Annotated in this window: 22 protein-coding genes; 17 read left to right on the top strand and 5 right to left on the bottom strand. The window is 61.8% G+C overall.

Going from position 1 to position 23,393, the window contains the following annotated elements; all coding sequences use genetic code 11:
• Positions 1-25 precede the first annotated feature (25 nt).
• Positions 26-610, top strand: a complete 585-nt coding sequence (locus PYR65_RS17730) for a histidine phosphatase family protein (protein WP_276118921.1) — start codon at positions 26-28, stop codon at positions 608-610.
• 80 nt (positions 611-690) lie between these two features.
• Here the strand turns inward: PYR65_RS17730 and PYR65_RS17735 are convergent, their stop codons facing one another.
• Both PYR65_RS17735 and PYR65_RS17740 read right to left on the bottom strand, forming a co-directional pair.
• A complete protein-coding gene (locus tag PYR65_RS17735; protein ID WP_276118922.1) occupies positions 691-960 on the bottom strand; it encodes a hypothetical protein in 270 nt (89 codons plus the stop codon).
• A 12-nt stretch (positions 961-972) separates the two neighbouring features.
• Positions 973-1,233, bottom strand: coding sequence for a DUF1344 domain-containing protein (locus tag PYR65_RS17740; protein ID WP_060636427.1), 261 nt, complete (start codon positions 1,231-1,233; stop codon positions 973-975).
• Between the two features lie 252 nt (positions 1,234-1,485).
• Between PYR65_RS17740 and PYR65_RS17745 the strand changes: the two genes are divergently transcribed.
• The 4 genes from PYR65_RS17745 to PYR65_RS17760 all read left to right on the top strand — a co-directional run bounded on the left by PYR65_RS17745 (position 1,486) and on the right by PYR65_RS17760 (position 7,833).
• Positions 1,486-4,665, top strand: coding sequence for a bifunctional diguanylate cyclase/phosphodiesterase (locus PYR65_RS17745; protein ID WP_276118923.1), 3,180 nt, complete (start codon positions 1,486-1,488; stop codon positions 4,663-4,665).
• Between the two features lie 158 nt (positions 4,666-4,823).
• Complete coding sequence (gene aroC, locus PYR65_RS17750) at positions 4,824-5,921, top strand: chorismate synthase (RefSeq protein WP_060636429.1); 1,098 nt, start codon at positions 4,824-4,826, stop codon at positions 5,919-5,921.
• An 18-nt stretch (positions 5,922-5,939) separates the two neighbouring features.
• Positions 5,940-7,040 carry a 3,4-dihydroxy-2-butanone-4-phosphate synthase gene (gene ribB, locus PYR65_RS17755; RefSeq protein ID WP_276118925.1) on the top strand — a complete coding sequence of 367 codons (1,101 nt, stop codon included), beginning with the start codon at positions 5,940-5,942 and terminating at the stop codon, positions 7,038-7,040.
• A 148-nt stretch (positions 7,041-7,188) separates the two neighbouring features.
• On the top strand, positions 7,189-7,833 hold the full coding sequence (locus PYR65_RS17760) for a GNAT family N-acetyltransferase (RefSeq protein ID WP_276118926.1): 645 nt from the start codon (positions 7,189-7,191) through the stop codon (positions 7,831-7,833).
• Between the two features lie 171 nt (positions 7,834-8,004).
• Here PYR65_RS17760 and PYR65_RS17765 read toward each other — a convergent pair whose 3' ends face one another.
• Positions 8,005-9,195, bottom strand: coding sequence for a winged helix-turn-helix domain-containing protein (locus tag PYR65_RS17765; protein WP_276118927.1), 1,191 nt, complete (start codon positions 9,193-9,195; stop codon positions 8,005-8,007).
• Positions 9,196-9,308: 113 nt separating this feature from the next.
• On the opposite strand from PYR65_RS17765, the gene PYR65_RS17770 reads away from it, so the two are divergent.
• The 10 genes from PYR65_RS17770 to dxs all read left to right on the top strand — a co-directional run bounded on the left by PYR65_RS17770 (position 9,309) and on the right by dxs (position 17,405).
• Positions 9,309-9,989, top strand: a complete 681-nt coding sequence (locus PYR65_RS17770; protein ID WP_276118928.1) for an energy-coupling factor ABC transporter ATP-binding protein — start codon at positions 9,309-9,311, stop codon at positions 9,987-9,989.
• Positions 9,983-10,603, top strand: a complete 621-nt coding sequence (locus PYR65_RS17775; protein WP_276118929.1) for an energy-coupling factor transporter transmembrane component T family protein — start codon at positions 9,983-9,985, stop codon at positions 10,601-10,603. The genes PYR65_RS17770 and PYR65_RS17775 overlap by 7 nt, the downstream gene beginning before the upstream one ends.
• Before the next feature lie 79 nt (positions 10,604-10,682).
• Positions 10,683-11,246 (top strand): biotin transporter BioY, encoded by a 564-nt coding sequence (locus PYR65_RS17780; RefSeq protein ID WP_060636434.1) that lies wholly within the window; start codon positions 10,683-10,685, stop codon positions 11,244-11,246.
• A 75-nt stretch (positions 11,247-11,321) separates the two neighbouring features.
• On the top strand, positions 11,322-12,245 hold the full coding sequence (locus PYR65_RS17785) for a zinc-dependent alcohol dehydrogenase family protein (protein WP_328518510.1): 924 nt from the start codon (positions 11,322-11,324) through the stop codon (positions 12,243-12,245).
• Positions 12,246-12,308: 63 nt separating this feature from the next.
• Positions 12,309-13,235 (top strand): histone deacetylase family protein, encoded by a 927-nt coding sequence (locus PYR65_RS17790; RefSeq protein ID WP_060636435.1) that lies wholly within the window; start codon positions 12,309-12,311, stop codon positions 13,233-13,235.
• Complete coding sequence (locus tag PYR65_RS17795) at positions 13,232-13,504, top strand: exodeoxyribonuclease VII small subunit (RefSeq protein WP_407951251.1); 273 nt, start codon at positions 13,232-13,234, stop codon at positions 13,502-13,504. The genes PYR65_RS17790 and PYR65_RS17795 overlap by 4 nt, the downstream gene beginning before the upstream one ends.
• A gap of 76 nt (positions 13,505-13,580) precedes the next feature.
• Entirely contained in the window at positions 13,581-13,847 is a 267-nt protein-coding gene (locus PYR65_RS17800) for a type II toxin-antitoxin system Phd/YefM family antitoxin (RefSeq protein ID WP_276118932.1), read from the top strand.
• On the top strand, positions 13,844-14,290 hold the full coding sequence (locus tag PYR65_RS17805; RefSeq protein WP_276118933.1) for a type II toxin-antitoxin system VapC family toxin: 447 nt from the start codon (positions 13,844-13,846) through the stop codon (positions 14,288-14,290). Before PYR65_RS17800 ends, PYR65_RS17805 begins: the two co-directional genes overlap by 4 nt.
• A 114-nt stretch (positions 14,291-14,404) precedes the next feature.
• Positions 14,405-15,328, top strand: coding sequence for a pirin family protein (locus tag PYR65_RS17810; protein WP_276118936.1), 924 nt, complete (start codon positions 14,405-14,407; stop codon positions 15,326-15,328).
• Between the two features lie 163 nt (positions 15,329-15,491).
• Positions 15,492-17,405: a 1-deoxy-D-xylulose-5-phosphate synthase gene (gene dxs / locus PYR65_RS17815; RefSeq protein ID WP_276118937.1), complete on the top strand. Its 1,914-nt coding sequence runs from the start codon at positions 15,492-15,494 to the stop codon at positions 17,403-17,405.
• Between the two features lie 21 nt (positions 17,406-17,426).
• Here dxs and PYR65_RS17820 read toward each other — a convergent pair whose 3' ends face one another.
• Entirely contained in the window at positions 17,427-18,530 is a 1,104-nt protein-coding gene (locus PYR65_RS17820) for an OpgC family protein (RefSeq protein ID WP_276118939.1), read from the bottom strand.
• A gap of 252 nt (positions 18,531-18,782) precedes the next feature.
• On the opposite strand from PYR65_RS17820, the gene PYR65_RS17825 reads away from it, so the two are divergent.
• Both PYR65_RS17825 and PYR65_RS17830 read left to right on the top strand, forming a co-directional pair.
• Positions 18,783-19,586, top strand: a complete 804-nt coding sequence (locus PYR65_RS17825) for a TlyA family RNA methyltransferase (RefSeq protein WP_276118941.1) — start codon at positions 18,783-18,785, stop codon at positions 19,584-19,586.
• The gene (locus PYR65_RS17830; RefSeq protein WP_276118942.1) at positions 19,583-20,833 is read left to right on the top strand and encodes a class I SAM-dependent RNA methyltransferase; all 1,251 of its coding nucleotides are present in this window, start codon (positions 19,583-19,585) and stop codon (positions 20,831-20,833) included. The genes PYR65_RS17825 and PYR65_RS17830 overlap by 4 nt, the downstream gene beginning before the upstream one ends.
• A 205-nt stretch (positions 20,834-21,038) precedes the next feature.
• Here PYR65_RS17830 and mcpU read toward each other — a convergent pair whose 3' ends face one another.
• Complete coding sequence (gene mcpU, locus PYR65_RS17835) at positions 21,039-23,138, bottom strand: methyl-accepting chemotaxis protein McpU (RefSeq protein WP_456238688.1); 2,100 nt, start codon at positions 23,136-23,138, stop codon at positions 21,039-21,041.
• Positions 23,139-23,393: the final 255 nt, after the last annotated feature.

The following is a 23,393-nucleotide window of genomic DNA, read 5'->3' on the forward strand; positions in this document are numbered from 1 at the left end:
AGGGCCCCTCTCCCGGAGTTTCTCCGTGACCATTTACATGATCCGCCACGGCCAGACCGACTGGAATGCGCAAATCCGCATGCAGGGGCAGAAGGACATTCCGCTCAACGATACCGGCAGGCGGCAGGCGAGCGGCAATGGCCGCGCCCTTCTCGAGCTTCTGGGACAGGAGGCGGACACATTCGACTTCGTCGCCAGTCCGCTTCACCGCACCCGCGAGACCATGGAACTCATTCGCGAAGCGATGGGCCTTGCCCGCTCCGGATACCGGATGGACGACCGCTTGAAGGAAGTCTCCTTCGGGGATTGGGAAGGCTATACAATGGCCGAACTCGAGCGGGACATGCCCGAACGTGTCGCCGAGCGGGAATTGTCGAAATGGGATTTCATCCCGCCGGGAGCGGATGCCGAAAGCTATGAGATCCTGTCATGGCGGGTTGGCGCCTGGCTTTCCAGCGTTTCGGGCCCAACCGTCTGCGTCAGCCATGGCGGCGTCATCCGCACCTTGTTCAAGATATGCGGCGCAATGGACGCGGAAGAGGCAGCGCTTGGCGCCATCCCTCAGGACCGGATTTTGAAAATTGAGAACGGCACGATCGGCTGGCTCTGAACCCAAACCGACGGCGCAACACTGAACCGGTGGTACCAGACTGCTGCCACTGAATAAGCTTGTTTGACGAGAACGATACCTCACTCTCCGTCATCCTCGCCCTTGTGGCGGGGATCCAGCGACCCGACGTCCGTCGGGTCAAAAGACTCTTTCAGCTCAAGGACTTGAGCTGGCTGGATCCCCGCCACAAGGGCGAGGATGACGGAGAGTTTTGCAACCCGCTCAATTTCCCCAGTGACCTGCAGGATTGTTAGATAATACCTTTGTTTATCACCAGTCTGCGGCACTGTACCGATGCCGCGAATACAATTTCGTACAGGGATCGATAGCGCCGATGCTTGGCGCTTCATCGATCTTTAATCTTACTGCACGATTTCCAGATCGTTGATGACGCGCTTGCCGTCAACCTCGGTGTAGAACACCAGAACCTTGACGCCCGCTTTGAGGCCATCGAAATTGAATTCCTCTGGCGCCTGGTAATTCTTGCCGTCGTCCAGCGACAGGCTCAGCTTGTCCGTATCGACGCCGGTGATCACGGCTTCGACATCTGCACTTTCGGCGAACGCGGCAAGCGGTGAAAAGAAACCGGCTGCGGCCATCAACGTAGCAACGATGAAACGCATCTGTCTTGCCCTCTTCAGTGATTCATTCAATTTTGTTGTGCCCATTATTTGACCCCTGATTGTGGCAAAAATCGCCCGTTGTCGTGTCATTTAAAATTTTATCGAATTTGGAACGCACATGGTTAACGAAGCCTTGACCGGTCTTTGCCAACCCCTTCCGCAAGCGCAAATTTCATAACAGGATCAGAGCCTAAAGCCAATCTTAAGACTCCCTCTCTACCGTGAACCGGTTGAATATGAGGTGCATGGCTTTTGATCAAAAATGCTACAATCCGTCATCGCGTCTGGACGCTTGCCCGGCTGGCGAAACCGTCGCTCATTCCCGCGTTCATCGCAGCCGCCGTCGTCTTTACCGGTGGCTATCTGTTTGCGGAACAGAACCGTGCAAATTTCCGCAACGAGCTGAAAAGCAGCGTTCAGAACGACCTCAATCTCGTCTCGCTGCGCCTGCAGAGCGAAATCAACAACAACATCACGGCGCTGCGCGGCTTTGCCAACAATCTTTCCGCCGATCCGAATATTGCGCAATCGCTTTTCGACCAGCTGGCCACCAAGCTCCTCATCCAGAACCCGCAGATGGTGCGCGTCAGTGCCGCGCCCAATGCCGTGATCCAAATGACCTTTCCGCTTGCCGGAAACGAGCGGATGATCGGAACCGATTTCAAGAAATTCCGCTCCTCGCGGGTCGCCATGGACCGGGCCGCGTCGAAGGCCAAACCCATTCTGGCAGGGCCGGTCAGGCTTCCCAGCGGCCGGACAGGCTTCAATCTGTTTTCACCCGTTTTCACCAAGGCGGGCGACAACCTGGTATTCTGGGGCTTCATGGAAGCCGTCATCGATGAGCGGGATATCTACGCCAATGCGGGTCTGATCGACACCGGCCAGCATCACGACGAGGCCGACGGCACCAATCACCGCACCAATATCCAGCTGGCGATCCGCGACGTGTCCGTGCAATCGAGCATCCAGGACGCATTCTTCGGCGATACCGATCTGTTCGAGAAATCTCCGGTGATCCGCCAGCTGCAATTGCCCGGGGGAACCTGGGAACTCGCCGCCATCCCGGCCGAGGGCTGGGCGCAGGAACCGGCCAATGGCACATGGATCGACATTGCCATTTTCATCGCTGCGGCGATCATCATCATTCCGATCTTCCTCACCGGCGGCTTCGTCAACGAACGCCAGCGCAACATCGCCAAGCTGCGCTCGCGCGAACGCGAATTGCTGACCGTCTCGCACCGGCTGAACCTGGCGCTCGAATCCTCCAAGATCGGCATCTGGGAGATCGACCTCGACACCCAGGAACGGTCCTGGGACGAGCGCATGTACCATCTGCACGGCCTGCCGCCGGGCAATGGAGCGCCGCAATACGGGGAATGGCGCGGCACGGTGCATCGCGACGATATCGGCGCGGCATCGATGACCTTGTTCCGGGCGCTGGACGAGGATCTGGAATACCGTTCGCAGTATCGCATCATCGTCGCCGACGGCAGTGTGCGCCATGTGCGCAATGCCGGCTCCACCCATGTGGGCGCCGACGGCAAGGCCAAGATCACCGGCATGAGCTGGGACGTCACCGACGACGTGATGATGACGGAGCAATTGCGCACGGCAAAAGCCATTGCCGACGAGAAGAACGCCGAGCTGGAAAAGGCACTCACCGGTCTTTCCGAACGCGAGCAGCAGCTGGAGCTGATCACCAGACGGCTGGATCTGGCGCTGGATTCCTACAAGTGCGGCATGTGGGAGGCGGATCTCGATGCCGGCGTCACCTATTGGGACGAGCGCATGCATCAGCTCTACGGGCTGACCTATATCGATGGCGTCACGTCGCATGAAACCTGGATCGGCACGATCCACCCGGAGGACCGCGAAGAAACGCTGCTCAATGTCGGCCGCACGATTGCAGATGGTGTTCCCTATGTTCAGGCATCGCGCATCGTGTTGCCGGATGGTACGATCCGGCATGTGCGCTCCGTCGGCAAGATCCACGAGGCGCCGGGCTCCAGCCGCAGACTGGTCGGCATCGCCTTCGATATCACCGACGACGTGTTTTTGACCGAGCAGCTGCGCACGGCAAAAGCCTTGGCAGAAGCCAAGAACGGCGAACTCGCCGACGCCAAGGACCGCATCGAGCACAATGCCCTGCACGATCCGCTGACGGGACTTGGCAATCGCCGCATGCTCGACAAGGAGCTGGAAACGCTCTCAAACGCGCGGCGGGACGGGCTGAAGAACATCGCGATCCTACATATCGACCTCGACCGCTTCAAGCAGATCAACGACACGCTCGGCCATGCGGCGGGTGACGCGATGCTGGTGCATGCATCGAAAATCCTGCGCGCCAATGTCCGTGCCGGCGATATGGTGGCGCGCATCGGCGGCGATGAATTCGTGGTGCTGGTCACCAATCCGCCGGGCAAGGACTTTCTGTCCGGCCTGTCCGACCGCATCATCGTGCAGATGCGCCAGCCCGTCGACTATAACGGCTTTCCCTGCCGGTTCGGCGTCAGCATCGGGATCGCCTCTGCTGGCGACATGGCGATCGACGAACGCCAGCTTTTGGTCAATGCCGATATCGCGCTCTACCGCGCCAAGGAAAACGGCCGCAACCGCCACGAATTCTTCACCGAGGCGCTGCAGGCCGAGATCGTCACCACCAAGCGCATCGCCGACGAAATTCTCGAGGGTATCGAACAGAACCAGTTCGTCGCCTGGTATCAGCCGCAATTCGACGCCGTGACCCTGCGGCTTTCCGGCGTCGAGGCGCTGGTGCGCTGGAACCATCCGCGCGAGGGGGTGCTCACGCCTGACAAGTTCCTGCACATTGCCGAGGAACTGAACGTGGTGGCCACGATCGACCGCATCGTGCTCGACCGCGCGCTGATCGACGCGATGCGCTGGGCGGCCATGGGTATCGACGTTCCAAAGATTTCCGTCAACGTTTCGGCCAAGCGGCTGAGCGACGACTTGCTGTTGAACTCGCTGCAAGGCCTGTCGTTCAAGCCGGGCCAGCTGTCGTTCGAGCTGGTGGAATCGATCTTCCTCGACGAAAGCGACGATATCGTCACCGCCAATATCGAGGGCATCAAGAAGCTCGGCATCGATATCGAAATCGACGATTTCGGCACCGGCCATACCTCGATCGTCAGCCTCTTGAAGATCAAGCCGAAGCGGCTGAAAATCGACCGCCAGCTGGTGGCCCCGATCCTCAATTCGCGCAACGAACAGGCGCTGATCCGCTCGATCATCGAGATCGGCCGGTCGCTGGGCATCGAAACCGTGGCCGAGGGCGTGGAAACCATGGCGCATGCGGAAATGCTGGGCCTGCTCGGTTGCGATCTGCTGCAGGGCTATGCCTTTGCCAAGCCGTTGAGCTTCGACCGGTTCGTGGCCTTTGCCGGCAAGGAAGCGCTGCAGCTGGCCTCCTGATTGGCGTTTTCCGCGAGACAGACTGTTCACGCCGCAATCCATGAAATTTCGCCAGAAAGGTTTTCCCTTTCCGGCATTTTCCACTATGAGTCTGCGCCTACTGAATGGCGCGGCGGCTCGCCCGGATGCGCTTGGCCTCATTTCCGGTTGCCTGATCCATGTCGCATAACACTTTCGGTCATCTTTTCCGCGTTACCACCTGGGGCGAAAGCCACGGACCGGCGCTCGGCTGCGTCATCGACGGCTGCCCTCCCGGCATCCGCTTCACCCTGCCCGAGCTGCAGGCCTGGCTCGACAAGCGCAAGCCCGGCCAGTCGCGCTTCGTCACCCAGCGCCGCGAGGACGATCTGGTCAAGATTCTCTCCGGCGTCATGCTGGACACGGACGGCGAGACGATGATCACCACCGGCACGCCGGTCTCGATGATGATCGAGAATACCGACCAGCGCTCCAAGGACTATTCCGAGATCGCCAAGAGCTACCGGCCGGGTCACGCCGACTATACCTATGACGTCAAATACGGCATTCGCGACTATCGCGGCGGCGGCCGGTCGTCGGCGCGCGAAACCGCAGCCCGGGTCGCGGCCGGAGGCCTTGCCCGCAAGGTCGTGCCGGGGCTTCTCGTGCGCGGCGCGCTGGTGCAGATCGGCAAGCATAAGATCAACCGCGACAACTGGGACTGGAACGAAGTCGGCAACAACCCGTTCTTTGCACCCGACCCTGCCATCGTTCCGGTCTGGGAAGACTATCTCGACGGCATCCGCAAATCCGGCTCCTCGGTCGGCGCCGTCGTCGAAGTGATTGCCGAAGGCGTGCCTGCCGGGATCGGCGCGCCGATCTATGCCAAGCTCGACCAGGACATCGCCTCCAACCTGATGTCGATCAACGCCGTCAAGGGCGTGGAAATTGGCAACGGTTTCGGCGCGGCCGAAATCACCGGCGAGGAAAATGCCGATGAGATGCGCATGGGCAATGACGGCAAGCCGATCTTCTTGTCCAACCATGCCGGCGGCATATTGGGCGGCATCTCGACCGGCCAGCCGGTGATCGCCCGTTTTGCCATCAAGCCGACCTCCTCGATCCTCACCGAGCGGCAGTCGATCGACTCGGACGGCAAGAATGTCGATATCCGCACCAAGGGCCGCCATGATCCTTGCGTCGGGATCCGTGCCGTGCCGATCGGCGAAGCCATGCTTGCCTGCACCATTGCCGATCATTACCTGCGTGACCGTGGCCAGACCGGCCGGTTGAAGTAACATCCAAGGAAGAACCCCATGCCCTTTGACCAGAAGCGCGTTGCCGATGCCATCCGGGCCTTCGAGGCCGGCGAGATCGTTGTCGTCACCGATGATGACGGCCGCGAGAACGAAGGCGACCTGATCGTCGCAGCCGTCCATTGCACGCCGGAAAAAATGGCCTTCATCGTGCGCCACACATCCGGCATCGTTTGCGCACCGATGCCGAAGGAAGAGGCCAAGCGCCTCAACCTCAACGCCATGGTGGCGGAAAACGATGCGGCCCACACCACGGCCTTCACCGTCACCGTCGATTTCAAGCACGGCACGACCACGGGCATTTCGGCCGACGACCGGACGCTGACGGTGCGCAACCTTGCCAATCCGAATGTTGGCGCCGCCGACTTTACCCGCCCCGGCCATATCTTTCCGCTAGTCGCCCGCGAAGGCGGCGTGCTTATGCGGTCGGGCCATACGGAAGCGGCCGTCGATCTCTGCCGCCTTGCCAGCCTGCCGCCGATCGGCGTCATCTGCGAACTGGTCAATGATGACGGCACCGTCACACGCGGGCCGCAGGTCACGGATTTTGCAGAAAAGCACGGCCTGAAGCAGGTTTCCGTTGCCGATCTCATCGCCTACCGGCAGCGCAAGGAAACGCTGATCAATCTGGAAGCGTCCTTCGATGTCGATACTCCCTATGGCAAGGCGAAGGCGCATGCCTATTCGCTGCCCTGGGATCCGATGCAGCATCTCGCCGTCACCTTCGGCGACATCCGCGATGGCGTCGATATCCCCGTGCGCCTGCATCTGGAAAATGTCGCCGCCGACGTCTTCGGCCGCGATTGCCAGCTCGATCCGATCATGAAGCGCATGTCCGAACAGGGCCGCGGCGTCATCGTCTACCTGCGCGAAGGCTCCGTCGGCGTCGGCGTTTCAACCACGGCACGCGCGGGCAAGCATGAGCGCGAAGAGCATAGCGAGGCCCAGGCCCGCGAAAGCGAATGGCTGGAAATCGGACTGGGCGCCCAGATCCTCAAAGACCTCGGCATCACCTCGATCCGCCTGCTCTCCTCGCGCGAACGCCACTATGTCGGCCTGGAAGGTTTTGGTATCGAGATTGCGGCCACCGAAATCATCTGAGCCGGGCGCAATGAGCATTCTGGGGCCACCGGTCGGGACATGACCGGTGGCTTCTTTGTTTTTACCGGGAATGACGGCGCACCGATTGGATCTGGAACTGAAGGAAGAATTAAGCATACTCGCCAGGACGACGGTTGGATGTTCGAACATGGCCATTTTACAGACGGCACAGCTGACGCTCAGCCCCTGCTGCCCGGACGATAGCGCTGATTTCATCAATCTGGAGCTTGATCCCGAGGTCATGCGCTTTTTGAACGGCGGATATGCCGTCGATCACGAGCGGACAACGGATGATGCGGCGTTCCTTATGCCCAGGGGAACGGAGCCCTATATCTGGACGGCGCGCCGGACCACCAATAACGCCTTCGTTGGATGGTTCTGCCTCTGGCCGGAGAGCGTGGGCCTGGCCGAACTCGGATACCGGCTGCGCCGGGAGGACTGGGGCCAGGGCCTGGCCTCGCAGGGCGCTTTCGCCCTCGTCGATTGGGGATTTAAAAGTGCCGGCTACGAGACGATCGTGGCGACCACGATGGCGGTCAATCGGGGATCACGCCGCGTGATGGAAAAAATTGGCATGAACCATGCCTGCACAGTCGCCTATGACGGTCCCGATGCGATTGCGGGCAGCGAACATGGCGAGGTCTGGTTCGAGGTGACGCGGTCGCAGTGGATGAGGCGCCAGCACGCCGAGATCGAGGCCGGACTTGCCGAAGCCGACCGGGGAGAGTTTGCTAGTGCCGAAGCGCTGGCGAACGTGGTCGCAAAATACGTCAAGCCCGATCGGCTGGCATGAAGGGACGGTCGATCCGCTGGACCGAACGCGCCATCCAGGCGGCTTGGCGAGATCGGCCGCTGGCTCGTCAGCAGGCTGCCGGCAACGCGGTTTTTCTGGGGATTCGGCAGGTCATTTGGGAACAGATGCATACCAAATCGCCCCGTCATCCCTGTGACGGGCACAGCCACCCTAACCGCTCCACCCCTCCAGAAACACCACCTTTTCCACCCCGGCGAATTTCGCCAGCCGGTCGAGTTCTGCTTCCAGGCGCTCCATGCGGCCGGATGATGGGCGCACGCCCTTTTCCCACCAGAGCCGTTTGACGGTGAGCGTGCCGTTCTTGCGCTCCGCCTTCATGTCGATGCGGCCGACAATGCGGTCGCCTTCGAGCAGCGGGAAGACGTAATAGCCGTATTCGCGCTTGGGCTCGGGGACGAAGATTTCGATGCGGTAGTAGAAGCCGAACAGGCGTTCGGTGCGGTTGCGGTTGCGGATCAGCGGATCGAAGGGGGAGAGCACGCGCATGCGGGCGGGCGCTTCCGCAAGGCCGCCGAGATTGCCGGGGAAGCCGGCGAAGGCATAGGAAAGACGCGGTTTTTCGCCGTCGGCCGGCTCGATCATCACTTCCGTCAATTCGTCGCGGTGTTGCGCCACCCAGGCTTTCGCTTCTTCCGGCGAGATCAGGTCGAAGAAGGCGGCGATTTCGCCATGGGTGGCGAAACCCAGCCGTTCGAGCGCTGCCCGGCAGGCCCAGTCGAGGAAGGCGTCGTGGCTGACCTCGGGCTCATAGTGATGACCGGGAATGACGCGCTCGGCGAGATCGTAGATCTTCTGGAAATTCTGGCGGCCGGCGATGGCGAGCTTGCCGGTATGCCAGTAATATTCGAGCGCCGTCTTGTTGGGATGCCAGTTCCACCAGCCGCCCGATTTGTGATCGGCGACCTTGAGGTCGCGCGACATGGTGCGGCCGCCTTCGGCGATACGCTGGAACGTCTCCTCAAAGGTGCTGTCAAACCCTTCGCCATGCCATTTCAGCCAGCGCTCCTTCAGCACAGGCTCGCGCCTGGCAAACCGGTGCTTCCAGTAGCGGAAAAATTCCGACGGCAGGATGGAGGCATCATGCGTCCAGTGTTCGAACAGCGCGCCGTCCTTTTCCAGAAGCTCGGTCAGGTGCTCGCGCTTATAGGTCTGGTTGCGCGAAAACAGGATCTGGTGATGGGCCCGCTCGACGGTCGAGATGCTGTCCACCTGCACGAAGCCGATCTCATGGATGAGATCGAGCAATCCCTGCTTGCCGAGCGCCCGGTTGGGAGCTGCGGCCAGGCCTTGCTTGTTGAGGAAGATGCGCCGGGCATCACGGTTGGAAACGAGAATCGCCATATATCAATCTAGGCAAATGTTCACAGTTTGTTCAAGCCCCAACGGGAAGCCTCTTTCCATCGGCGAAGAAATCGTCCTATAGAGCCTCGACATTCGAACGCGGGGGACGCGGATTGGACATACGCTTTGCCAGCGTGTCCGTCAGTTTTGGCGGACGCACGGTTCTTCAGCCGCTGACGCTGTCGCTGAGCGAGCGGCGCATCGGTATTATCGGGCTGAATGGCTCGGGCAAGACCACGTTCGCACGGCTGATCAACGGACTGGTCAAGCCGTCCACCGGCACCGTGACCGTCAACGGTCTCGATACCGTCAACGATGCCAGCGCGACGCTGGCCGAGGCCGGTTTCATCTTCCAGAACCCGCAGCACCAGATCATCATGCCGATCGTGCACGAGGATATCGCCTTCGGCCTGAAGAACCGGGGCTTGAAAGCTGGCGAAATCGAAAGCCGGACCGCAGCCGTGCTCGACCGGTTCGGCATTGCGCACCTGGCGCGGCGGCGGGTGCACGAGCTTTCCGGCGGCGAGACGCAGCTGGTCGCGATTGCCAGCGTGCTGGTGACCGGCCCCGGCATCCTCATCCTCGACGAGCCGACCAACCAGCTGGACCTGAAAAACCGGCGTCTGGTGGAAGAGACCATTGCAAGGCTTGATGAGCACACCATCGTCATCAGCCACGACCTGCCGTTGATCGCGCAATTCGACCGCGTGCTTTTGTTCCACGACGGCCGGCTCATCGCCGATGGCCCGGCGGACGAGAGCATCCGCGCCTATCATGCGGTGGCCGCATGCTGAACGGGCTGAATGTCGAGGGCACGACGCCGCTGCACCGGATGTCCGTGCGGGCAAAGCTCGCCATTCTGCTTCTCTGCGGGCTGGCGCTCTATGCGGTGTCCTCGCTCACTATCCTCGTTCCGGCCTTCCTCATCGCTGCGGCAATCTATTTCACCACCGGGCTTGCCTTTGGCGAGGCGGTGTCGCGGCTGAAACCGGTTCTGTTCACCATTCTGATCCTTCTGATCGCCACGGCCTATCTCACTTCGCTGCGCGAGGCGGCCGAGAGTTTCTTCCGGCTGATGGCGATCGTACTGTTTGCCGGCGCCGTGACCGCGACGACGGCGACCGGCGCCTTCATCGACGAAATCACCCGGCTTTTGCAGCCGCTCGACCGGCTCGGCCTGGTGCGGGCCGCCGATGTCGGGCTGGCTTTCGGGCTGGTGCTGCGTTTTGTGCCGGATATTTTCAACCATTACCAGTCGATCCGCGAGGCGCACCGGGCGCGCGGACTGAAGGTCAGGCCGTTGACGATCCTTGCGCCGTTGATCATCCTGACGCTGAAAGATGCCGACACGATCGCCATGGCCATCGACGCGCGCGGGTTCAGGCGGCCACGGGAGAACCATCGCTGAGCGACGGCGCGACGTTTTTTGAAGCTTTTGCGGCCTTGCCCGGCCGGATACGACAATACTGATAGACAAAGGACCTGCCATGACCACCAGAGACCTCGTTCTCATTGCCCTCTTTACCGCCATCATCGTGGTTCTCGGCCTCATCCCGCCGGTGACGCTCGGCTTCATTCCGGTGCCGATCACCGCCCAGTCGATGGGCGTGATGCTGGCCGGCTGCATCATCGGCGCCAAGCGCGGTGCGCTCGCCTATGTGCTGCTCGTGCTTTTGGTCGCAATCGGGCTTCCGGTTCTGTCGGGCGGCCGTGGCGGGCTTGCCGTCATCCAGGGCCCGACCGGCGGTTTCGTGATCGGCTGGATCGCCGCAACCTTCGTGACCGGCCTGATCGCCGAGCGGCTGGTGAAGGAAGGCCAGAGCGAAATCAAGCAGTTCGCCGGTTTCTTCATCGCCTCCGTGGTCGGCGGTATCGCCGTTCTCTACGCCATCGGCATGCCGTGGGTTACCGCCGTCACCGGTACGCCGCTCCTGGCCGTTGCCACCGGTTCCCTCGCCTTCATTCCCGGCGATATCGTCAAGGCGGTGATTGCGACGCTGGCGGCCCGCGCCGTGCTTGCCGGTTATCCGCTGCTGCACGCACGCGCCTGAGGCCGCGTGGCGGATCATCTTGCAGCGCTCGTGACAGATTATGGCAGTCCGGAGGATGTGATCCAGCTGGCGCGGATGCCCTGTCCTGAGCTTCAACCGGGCATGATCGAGATCGCGGTCGATCGCGCCGCGATCAACCCGTCGGACCTGATCCCGGTGACGGGGGCCTACCGCAATCGCACCGTCCTGCCCTTTGTCCCCGGCTTCGAGGGGACCGGGACCGTCAGCCGTGTCGCTCCCGATGTGACCGGGTTCAAACCCGGCGACCGCGTGCTGCCGCTCGGCGCGAGCGGCCTGTGGCAGGCGGTTTTGCAGCGCCCTGCCGAATGGTGCTTTGCCGTTCCCGCCGATCTTCCGGCAGAGCAGGCGGCGACCGCCTATATCAATCCGATGACCACGCTGCGGCTCATCTCCGCGCTGCAGGATCATTTCGGTGGTGTCTCCAGCCTTGCCTGCGTTCGGATCGGCGTCACGGCTGCCGGTTCCGCGATCGGAAAGATGCTGCTGAAGACGCTGACGGAGCAAGGCGCTGATGTGACCGCCATCGTTCGAAGCGAGAGCACCGCTTCCCGGCTGCCTGCCCTGCCGGGTCTCCGGACGCTCGTGACCGGGCAGAAGCCGGCCGATCAGGACCGCAGGTTCGACGCGGTGGCCGATGCGGTCGGCGGCGAGACCGGCGGCAGCCTGCTCCGGCACAATCTTTCGGCCGGCGGCGCGTTCCTGCAATATGGCGCATTGAGCGGGATGCCGATTACGCAATCGGTCCTGCTCGCCCGGCCGGATGTACGCTTTTCTTTCCTCTGGCTGCGCACCTTCGTCCATTCTGCGGGACGCGAAGCGCTGACGCATGCGTTGAACGAATGCTTCGACGGCCTTCGCGAGGGACCATTTGCAAGCGAGATCGCCGCCACCTATCCGCTGTCCCGGCTTGCAGACGCGCTCAAGCACCAGAATGCCCCGGATCGCCGCGGCAAGGTGCTGATCGACCCGCGCTGTTGAAAACACCGCAAACGCCCTACCTAAGCCATGGACCTTCACACCTTGACGCCATAGGTTCCCGCCATGACCACGATCCTGTTCGAAAACCCGATCTTCCTGGAGCACAAGGTTCCGGAAGGCCATCCGGAACGGCCCGACCGGCTGAAGGCGCTGAACCTTGCGCTCGAGCATGAACGGTTTTCGCCGCTGACCCGGCTTGAGGCGCCGCAGGGCAACGAGGATCTGGTGCTGCTCGCCCATCCCGAACAGCATCTGCGCACCGTGATGTCCGCCATTCCCGAGGACGGTATCGAGGCGCTCGAAGCCGACACCTATGCCAGCCCCGCCAGCCTGCAGGCCGCCCTCACCGGCATTGGCGGCGCGGTCGCGGCTGTCGATGCGGTGTTTTCCGGCAAGGCCGACAATGCTTTCGTCGCTTCGCGCCCGCCCGGCCACCACGCCGAGAAGAACAAGGCGATGGGCTTCTGCTTCTTCAACAATATCGCCATCGCCGCCCGTCATGCCCAGCAGACATACGGCGTTGAACGCGTCGCGATCGTCGATTGGGACGTGCACCATGGCAATGGCACGCAGGACATCTTCTGGGACGATCCGTCGGTGCTGTTCTGCTCGACGCACCAGATGCCGCTCTATCCCGGCACAGGTGCTAAGACCGAGACGGGTGCCGGCAATATCGTCAATGCACCGCTTTCGCCCGATACCGGCAGCGAACATTTCCGCGAGGCCTTCAAGTCGCGCATCCTGACGGCGCTCGATGATTTCCGCCCGGATTTCATCCTGATCTCCGCCGGTTTCGACGCCCATCACCGCGATCCCCTGGCGCAGATCAATCTGATGGCCGAGGATTTCGACTGGGCGACCGGGCGTCTGCTGGATGCCGCCGGGAAAACCGCCAACAACCGCATCGTCAGCCTGCTGGAAGGCGGCTACGATCTTCAAGGGCTGGCCGAATCGGCCGGAACCCATATCTACCGCCTGATGAGAGGATGACCATGACCACGCAAGCGCAACCGGGCGCCGCCCCAACCGACGTATCCGCCCTCTCCTTCGAAAAAGCCGTCGAGGAACTCGAAGCCATCGTCTCGGCGCTGGAGCGCGGCGATGTGGCGCTCGATAAATCCATCGAGATCTACGAGCGCGGCGAAGCGCTGAAGAAACATTGCGAGGCGCTTCTGGGTGCCGCCGAAAACCGCATCGAGAAGATCAGGCTGGACCGGGCGGGCAAGCCGCAGGGCGTGGAGCCGCTCGACGGGGAGTGAGTGGGCGAAGGCTGTTGTTGATTTCCAAGACATTATAACCTAAAAGGTCATATGTGACCCTTTTAGGAGCATGGCGATGGCGACAATCAGTCTGAAAGATGCGAAGGCCTCGTTTTCTCACGTTATCGATAAAGCCGCCTCTGGCGAGTTTGTAACGATTACACGGCATGGCCGCGCCGCAGCCGTGATGGTCAGTATCGGGGCGGCCGAAGCGGCCAAGAAAGCACTTGGCACCAACCGGCCAAGCCTCTTGCACTATCTCAGAACATTTCCGGCCGACATTGACGCTGATGACGATGTTTTCGCCCGCAATCCATCGCCATCGAGAGACGTGGAACTGTGAGCGGTTTTTTGCTGGATACGAACGCCATCTCGATGTTTGCGCCATCCAGAGCCGAGCCATCAAAAGCTTTCGTGACATGGATGGAAGAGCAGGAACGGTCGAATGCCATCTATCTTTCTGCAGTCAGCATTCACGAGATCGAGAAGGGCATCAGAATCCTGGAGCATAAAGGGGCGACTGCGAAGGCGGATACATTGGCGATCTGGCTTCTTGGGCTCACCACCGTCTATGCCGACAATATCCTGCCGCTTGATGCCGCCGTGGCCCGCATTTCAGGGGAACTTGAGGCGCAGGCCGTATCGGCGGGCTACAATCCGGGCGCGGCCGACGCCATGATCGCCGGAACTGCAAAGGCCCATGGTCTGACCGTGATCACCTATAACCTCAGAGATTTTGAACCATTTGCAGTGGCAGCCAAATCCCCGGCTCAAATCGCCGGCTGATTTCGGCAAACAATCGTTGACCACCACGCCATAGCAGGCCGATGATCCCGGCAACACCGGGAGCAACCTGCTTTCCAGTCATCCTTTTATCGACCTATTAGAGAGGATCACCCCATGTCCTTCTTTCCCGGAAACGATCCAGACGCTGGTGATGCGCCAGCCTGCGACGCGATCGAGCATCTGATCATTCCGCGCACCAGCGATATCGGCAATCTGCAGGTGCGCCGGGCGCTGCCTTCGGTCAAGCGGCGGCTGGTCGGGCCGTTCATCTTCTTCGACCGGATGGGACCTGCATTGCTCAAAGCCGGACAGGCGCTGGATGTGCGGCCGCATCCGCACATCGGGCTTTCCACCGTGACCTACCTGTTCGACGGCGAGATCAAGCATCGCGACAGCCTGGGGACCGAGATGGTAATTTCGCCCGGCGACCTCAACCTGATGACGGCGGGGCGCGGCATCGTGCATTCCGAACGCTCGCCGGAAAACCTGCGCGGCAAGCCGCAGTCCATCTCCGGCCTGCAGACCTGGCTGGCGCTGCCGGATCAATATGAGGAGATCGACCCGATCTTTGCCCATACGGAAAAGCGGGAGCTGCCCGCCTTCGATACGGACGGCCTGAAGGGGCGCGTGGTCATCGGCCAGTTCGAAGGCATGCGGTCGCCGGTGTCGGTGTTTTCCGACACGATCTATGTCGATCTCACCATCCAACCCGGCAAGAGCGCGCCGTTTGCGGCCGAATGGGAAGAGCGCGCGCTCTACATCCTGGAGGGCGAGGCCATCATCGCCGGCGATCATTTCGCCAGCAACCAGCTGCTGGTTTTCCGGGCCGGCGATGCGATCACCGTCACGGCCGGACCGGCCGGCTGTCATATCATGCTGTTTGGCGGGGCGGCACTTGGATCCGCCCGGCATATCTGGTGGAACTTCGTGTCTTCCTCCAAGGAACGCATCGATCAGGCCAAGGAAGAATGGCGAACCGGCCGCTTCGACATCGTGCCGGGAGACGAGGAAGAGTTTATCCCTTTGCCGGAACGGTAATATTGGTTAAACTCGCCGGAACGCCGCAAGAAAACCGGTTTTTGCAATCCATAACGAACCTGTTTAAAGACGCGGCTCCCAGCGGATACCAACACAGACATCGCGGCTCCCTTGATGCTGCGAGAATGAAGGCCCTAGCGTGACACAATTGCCAGTCCATCCCATGCCGGCGACCCCCCTTCTCGATCAGGTTGTTTATCCCGATGATTTGAAGAGGATCGAGGACAAGGACTTGCCGCAACTGGCAGCCGAACTGCGCACCGAGATGATCGATGCGGTATCGCGCACGGGCGGGCATCTGGGCGCGGGTCTTGGCGTCGTCGAGCTGACCATCGCCATCCACAAAGTCTTCAACACGCCGCATGACCGGCTGATCTTCGATGTCGGCCATCAATGTTATCCGCACAAGATCCTGACCGGCCGCCGCGACCGGATCCGCACGCTGCGCCAGGAAAACGGCTTGTCCGGCTTTACCCGCCGCGCCGAAAGCGAATACGACCCCTTTGGCGCTGCCCATTCCTCGACCTCGATTTCCGCCGGCCTCGGCATGGCGGTCGCAGCCGACCTGTCCGGCGAGCACCGCAATGTCATTTCCGTCATCGGCGACGGCGCGATGTCGGCCGGCATGGCCTACGAGGCGCTCAACAATGCTGGCGCGCTCGATGCGCGGCTGATCGTCATCCTCAACGACAACGACATGTCGATCGCGCCGCCGACGGGGGCCATGAGCGCCTATCTCGCCCGCCTTGCCTCCGGCCGCACCTATATGGGCTTTCGCGAGCTGGGCAAGAAACTGACGGCCTATCTCGGCAAGTCGGTCGACCGGGCGATCACCCGCGCCGTCGAACATGCGCGCGGCTATGTCACCGGCGGCACGCTGTTCGAGGAGATGGGCTTTTATCATATCGGCCCGATCGACGGGCATTCCTTCGAGCATCTCCTGCCGGTCTTGCGCAATGTGCGCGACAATTCCAAGGGTCCGGTGCTGATCCATGTGGTGACGCAGAAGGGCAAGGGCTACCCGCCGGCCGAAGCTGCTGCCGACAAGTATCACGGCGTCAACACGTTCGACGTCATCACCGGTGCGCAGGCGAAGGCCAAGCCGAATGCGCCGGCCTATACATCCGTCTTTGCCGAAGCGCTGACGCAGGAAGCCGAGTTTGACGACAAGATCGTCGCGGTCACCGCGGCCATGCCGTCCGGCACCGGGCTCGACAAGTTTGCGCTCGCCCATCCCTCGCGCTGCTTCGATGTAGGCATTGCCGAACAGCATGCGGTAACCTTTGCTGCCGGTCTGGCGTCGGAAGGCTACAAGCCGTTCTGCGCGCTCTATTCGACCTTTCTGCAGCGCGGATATGACCAGGTGGTGCATGACGTGGCGATCCAGGGATTGCCGGTGCGCTTTCCGATCGACCGCGCCGGTTTCGTTGGCGCCGATGGCCCGACGCATGCCGGTTCGTTTGACACGACCTATCTTGCCACCCTGCCCGGCTTCGTGGTCATGGCGGCTGCCGACGAGGCGGAACTCAAGCATATGGTGCGCACGGCGGCTGCCTATGACCAGGGTCCGATCTCGTTCCGCTATCCGCGCGGCGAAGGTGTCGGCGTGGAAATGCCGGAGCGCGGCGAGATCCTTGAAATCGGCAAGGGCCGGATGATGAAACAGGGCTCGAAGGTGGCGCTGCTCTCCTTCGGCACGCGCCTGGCTGACTGCCTGCTTGCGGCGGAAGACCTTGATGCCGCAGGGCTTTCGACGACCGTGGTCGATGCCCGCTTCGCCAAGCCGCTCGATCATGACCTGATCCGCCAGCTGGCCAAGCACCACGAGGTGCTGATCACCATCGAGGAAGGCGCTGTCGGCGGCTTTGGCAGCCATGTGCTGCAATTCCTTGCCCATGAAGGCCTGCTCGACAATGGCCTGAAGATCCGCCCGCTGGTGCTGCCCGATATCTGGATGGAACAGGCCAAGCCCGAGGCCATGTACGCCAAGTCCGGCCTCGACCGCGCCGGAATCGTTTCCACCGTGTTCAAGACGCTTGGGCAGAAGCAACGCATCGGCTCCAGCGTCGCTGGCTGAGGCGCAAGCTTGAAACCAGTCTCAGGCGGTGCGGTGCAGGCCGTAGGACGCAGCCTGCGCCCGTGTGGTCTTGCGGGCCTCGAGGCACCAGCCGATGACCAGCTGCAGCGCGCAGCCGCCGGCCAGCAGCAGCAGCTGAAGTGCGACCGGCATATCCGGATCGAGCGTCATCAGCACCACCGCACTGAAGGACAACAGGATCCCCACCGAAAAGACCGCAAGACTGTGGCGTCCGGCCAGGCAGAGGAGCCGCAAGGCCGGATGATCGGCGGCCGCTTTGACGGCTGGAATGTTCCAGGCGAGATAGAGGATCGCCAGAACATTGGCGATGCGCAAAGGGCCGTCATTGATCTTCGACACCAGCTGATGATGGAGTTCGCCAAATGGCGAGGCCATGAAGCCAAGGTGAATGGCCAGATTGGCGGGGATGGCGGCAAGGGCAAAAATGGCGGCAGCGGCAAAGACGAGCTTGTTATAGGGGAAAACCGGCTGGCCACGCTTCATGCGGGCGCCGAGATAGATGCCGATCACGAAGATGAACTGCCACGATAGCGGGTCGAAAAACCAGGTCCTGCCTTCAAGGGCGGCATTGGGGAAATTGATGTGGCCAAGGCCGGCAATGAACCAGATGAGGCAGGACAACCCCAGCAGAAACGTCTTTGACCAGTCATGCAGCAGGAAAGCGAAGGGGGCGATCAAAAGCAGCACGACATACATCGGCAGGATGTCGAGATTGCCGGGCATGTAACTCAGCGACAACGCCTGAAGTCCGTGGTGCAACGGGTTCTGCCAGAAATCGGTCATGTCGGCCGTCCAGGCGACCCGGTCGAACGCCATGATCACCATCGCCGATACGGTCACCATGATCGCAAACAGCAGGAGATGCACGGCATAGAGCCGCAACGCCCGCTTCCAGGGCCGTGCCACCTGCAGACCCGTGTGCGGACGGTGATAGGCGAGAGCGCAGGACATTCCGGCCAGAAGAACGAAGATTTCCGAGGCATCCGAAAAGCCGCGTGATTGCTGAAACGTCGCCGAAAACGTGAACTCCGCATGACCGATGAAAATCAGCAGAAGCGACAGCCCCCGCAAAAGGTCTATTCTGTTCTCCCGTTCGCCGCTCATCTCAGGTTTCCACGGTTGCCACCATCGCGGCAGGCGCGATCACCCCTTCCTAAAGCAAAAACCTTACTCTCCCACCTGATGCCATCGATACAATTTTAGCGATTGTTGTTTTTGGTTAAGCCTTCATGTTGTCCCTTCCCTGCCCGGCATTCCCAGCAGGATCAGGGTCGCGATCATGCTCTTTCGGCATTATTTGCCCGCGCCCGGCCGCCTGGCCCTTGCCATCGCGGGCCCGACGCGCCATGAGAACCCATGTCAAACGAACCAAAAACCTCCGTCCGCCTCGACCAGCTGCTTTTGAACCTGGGGCTTGTCGCCAGCCGTTCGCGCGCCCGCGATGCGATCCAGCGCGGGACCGTCACCGTCAATGGCCGCGTCGTCACCAAGGCGAGCTCGACCTTTCCCGAAGATGTGACCATCGCCATCGACGATCCGGTCCAGCCCTATGTGTCGCGCGCGGCGCTGAAGCTGAAGGCGGGCCTGGAGCATTTCGAGCTGTCGCCGGAAGGACTGGACTGCCTTGATATCGGCGCCTCGACCGGCGGCTTCACCGAAGTGCTGCTGCATGCCGGTGCTGCCCATGTCATTTCCGTCGACGTCGGCCACGGCCAGTTTCATCCGCGTCTGGAGGCCGATCCGCGCGTCACCAATATCGAGGGGCTGAATGCCCGCGTGCTGGATGAGGATCATCTGGAAGACCGCGAGATTTCCTTCATCGTTTCCGACGTCTCGTTCATCTCGCTGAAACTGGCGCTGCCGCCGGCGCTTGATCTGGCCGAACCCGGCGCCCATTGCATCCTGCTCGTCAAGCCGCAATTCGAAGCCGGCCGCGAGGCGATCAGCAAGGCCGGCCTGCTCAAGGATCCGTCGACCGCGCCTGCGGTTGCAGCCGAACTGGAGCGCTGGCTCGTCGAAGACATGGGCTGGGTCAGCCTTGGTCTCATCCCCTCGCCGATCTCAGGCGGTGACGGCAACGAGGAATATCTGCTGGCCGGCCACAAGCCGCTCGAAGACGGCGACGCCTTGGGCGACGACGAAACGGATGAAGACGCATGAGCATGGAGACGCTGACGATCGAGAAGATCGGCCAATCCGGCGATGGCATCACCCGTGGTCCGTTCGGGCCGGTCTATGTGCCTTTCACGCTGCCCGGCGAAACCGTGGCGCTGGCGATTAACAAGGACAAGGGCACGGTCATGTCGATGACCGATATCTCGCCGGAGCGTGTCGCGCCGAAATGCCGGCATTTCGGACCGGACGGCGAGAACGGCACCTGCGGCGGCTGCAGCCTGCAGCATGCCAGCGACAGCCTCTACCAAAGCTTCAAGCGGCAGCTGGTCCTCGATGCACTGAAATCGAAAGCATTGCAGGCCGATGTGGCACCGCTGGTCATTGCCCATCCGGGCGAGCGGCGGCGCACGGTGTTTACGGCGCGGCGCACCGAAAAAGAGCTGCTGCTCGGCTATAACCAGCCTGAAACCCATCATATCGTGGCGATATCGGAATGTCCAATCGCAAGCCCCGGCATCGTGTCGCGGCTTGCAACCATCCGCACGATGGCAAACGCCATGGCCGTCAACGCCGAGCCGTTCCGCATCACCGTGCTTGAAACGCTGTCCGGCCTCGATCTGGCCTTCGACGGCATCAAGGCCATGGACGACCGGCAGCGGCGCATGGCGGTCGAAACCGTTCTTGGTCTCAAAGGCATTACGCGGCTGAGCCTCAACGGCGAAATTCTGGTCGAGCCGGTCAAGCCGGTCATCGATTTCGGCGGCGTTTCCGTTTCGCCGCCGCCCGGCAGCTTCACCCAGGCGACCAAGCCGGCCGAAGAAGCGATGGCGGCGCTGGTGCTTGCGCATCTGGGCAAATCCAAGCGCGTCATCGACCTGTTTTCCGGATCGGGCACTTTCTCGCTGCGCATCGCCCGCAAGGCGCGCGTGCATGCCGTGGAAAGCGAAGACAAGCCGCTGAAGGCACTGGATCTTGCCGCGCGCAACACGCAAGGGCTGAAACCCGTCACCGTGGAAAAGCGCGACCTGTTCCGCCGGCCGATGATGGCTTCGGAACTGAAGGTCTACGACGCGATCGTCTTCGACCCGCCCCGCGCCGGCGCCGAAGTCCAGACCAAGGAAATGGCCCGTTCCGGCGTCAAGAAGATCGTCGCGGTCTCCTGCAATCCGGTCACGCTGGTGCGCGACCTGCGCATCCTCGTCGACGCCGGCTACCGCATCACCGGCGTCACCCCGATCGATCAGTTCCTCTGGTCGTCGCATGTGGAAGTGGTGGCGACGCTGGAGAAGTGAAGCTGAGCTTCAAATCGATTTAGCAGGATGCTGACAAACCCTGGAATGGGATTATTCGCAAGAGCGAGACCTCATCCCCGTCCTTGTGGCGGGGATGGGCGACTATCTGGGCTGTCACAGCAATATATGACCACCGGGCAGTCATATCAACATGCGAACCCCGGCAGAACCTGCGTCCTGCCGGGGTTTTGAGACAGGCTCTTGTCTATGCCGCGCGGCGTCCGTAAGCCGGTTGTCTTGCTGCCGCCTGCTGTGTGCCGCCGATGTTGAACTGGGCGAGCAGGTCGTTGAGGGCGGCGGCTTCGGAGGCGAGGCCGTGGCTGGCGGCGGTTTGCTCCTCGACCATGGCGGCGTTCTGCTGGGTGCCCTGGTCCATGGTGTTCACAGCCGTGTTGATCTCCTGCAGCCCGGTCGATTGTTCGCGGGTGGAGGTGACGATGGCGCTGATATGCGTGTTGATCTCCTGGACCTCCGAGACGATCGCCTGCAGCGACTGGCCGGTTTCGCCGACCAGGGTCACCCCGGCCCGGACCTGCTGGCCGGATGTGGTGATCAGCGCCTTGATCTCCTTGGCGGCATTGGCCGAGCGCTGGGCGAGTTCGCGCACTTCCTGGGCAACGACGGCAAAGCCCTTTCCTGCATCTCCCGCGCGGGCCGCCTCGACGCCGGCATTCAGCGCCAGCAAGTTGGTCTGGAAGGCGATGTCGTCGATGACGCCGATGATGTTGGAGATTTCGCCGGACGACTTTTCGATGCCCTGCATGGCATTGACGGCATTGCGTACGACCTCGCCGGATTTTTCGGCACCGGCACGGGTACGGGCAACCAGCTGGCCGACTTCTTCGGCGCGGCGGGCACTGTCCCTGACCGTGGTGGTGATCTGTTCCAGCGCTGCGGCGGTCTCCTCGACCGAGGCTGCCTGCTGCTCGGTGCGGCGGGCGAGATCGTCGGCGGCGGTGCGGATTTCGGTCGCACCCGCATCGATGGCGCGGGCATTGGTGCCGACGGCCTGCAAGGTCTGATGCAGCTTGGTTACCGAATTGTTGAAGTCGGCGCGCAGGCGATCGAGATGCGTGACGAAGGGAACCGAGATTCGGTAGCCGAGATCGCCATCGGCAAGGCGGCCAAGCCCGGTTGCGAGCGCCTCGACGGCCTGCTGGATGTCGGCGGTCTCGCGGGCCTTCAACGCTTCGCGCTCGCGGCGCTCCTGTTCAGACAGCGAGCGGCCGCTCTCGGCTTCGCCTTCCAGACGCGCCCGTTCGATCGCATTGGTGCGGAACACGGCAACGGCTGCGGCCATCGAGCCGATCTGGTCGCGGCGTTCCTGGCCGGGGATTTCGGCCTTAAGATCGCCGGCAGCCAGCCGCTCCATGGCGCCGGTCATATCGGTGACCGGTCGGATGACGAGACGGCTGAGAAGGGTCGCAAGGAACGCGATCATCATGCCGACCGCAAGAAGCGTGGCGATGGTGGCGGCAATCCGGAACTGGCCGATGGCGGAATAGGCGAGATCGGCATCGACGGCGAAACCGACATACCATTCCACCGTCGGCAGGCCCGCGACCGGCACGAAGCTGACCAGCATCGGCTTGCCCTCAAGCTCGGTCTCGACGATTGCCGAACCGATCGACGGCGTCGATACGGGGAAAGCATCCGTGAGCGTCTTGGTGACCAGCTTGGCATCGGGGTGAACGAGGATCTGGCCGGACTTGTTGACGAGGAAGGCAAAGCCTTCGCCGCCGACATCGATATCCTTGACCATCGAGACCAGCGTCTTCAGCGAGAAATCGCTGCCGGCAACGCCAGCAAGCTTGCCGTCCTTCATGACCGGGGCTGCAGCGCTGATGATCAGGTCTCCGCTTGACGCATCGATATAGGGATCGGTGAGCACGCTGCCGCCGGCCTTCACCGCGTCCTGATACCAGGGGCGCTTGCGCGGGTCATAGCCTTCCGGCATCGGCATGACCGGCCAGGTGGTGAATTTGCCGGTTTCGTCGCCGACATAGGTGCTGATGAATTCCTTGACGAGAACATCGTTGTTGAGCGTGGCTTCGAGCCCGGCCTGGTCGGCGACCGCGCCTGCGGCATCGGCCACCATTGCCGTCAGGGTGACGCGGCCGTTCAGCCAGTTGGCCACGCTTTGGGCCGCCTGCTTGCCGGAGGAGGAAATGTTCTCCTCGACAGCGCGGGTCGTCGTGTCATGCTGGAGGCTGTCAATATAGACGGAGAAGCCGGCAAAGGCGGCAACGACGACGAAGGACGCGGCGACAAGGATGCGCGTCATCAGGTTCGATCTTTTGGACAAGTCAGGTTTCCCTATTGCGGCCAGGCGTTTGCGCCCGGCGGAGGCTCGATCTTATGCGCATGCGGGACCGGCGGCCGGCGCTTTCAACGCAAGGCTGTTCCAGAATGCGGAAAATGGGGGGACATGCCGCAAAGGGCCAATAGCAGGGCGCGCATCATGCGGCCTTCAGGAACCGGACGACCGGGCCTGTTATGATCAAATCATATCGGCGCGCACTTAAGGCAGTGTTAAATTTCACCACCGGAAAACCAGGGA

Source organism: Pararhizobium qamdonense, from assembly GCF_029277445.1.
In the GTDB taxonomy this organism is placed as follows: Bacteria; Pseudomonadota; Alphaproteobacteria; order Rhizobiales; family Rhizobiaceae; genus Pararhizobium; species Pararhizobium qamdonense.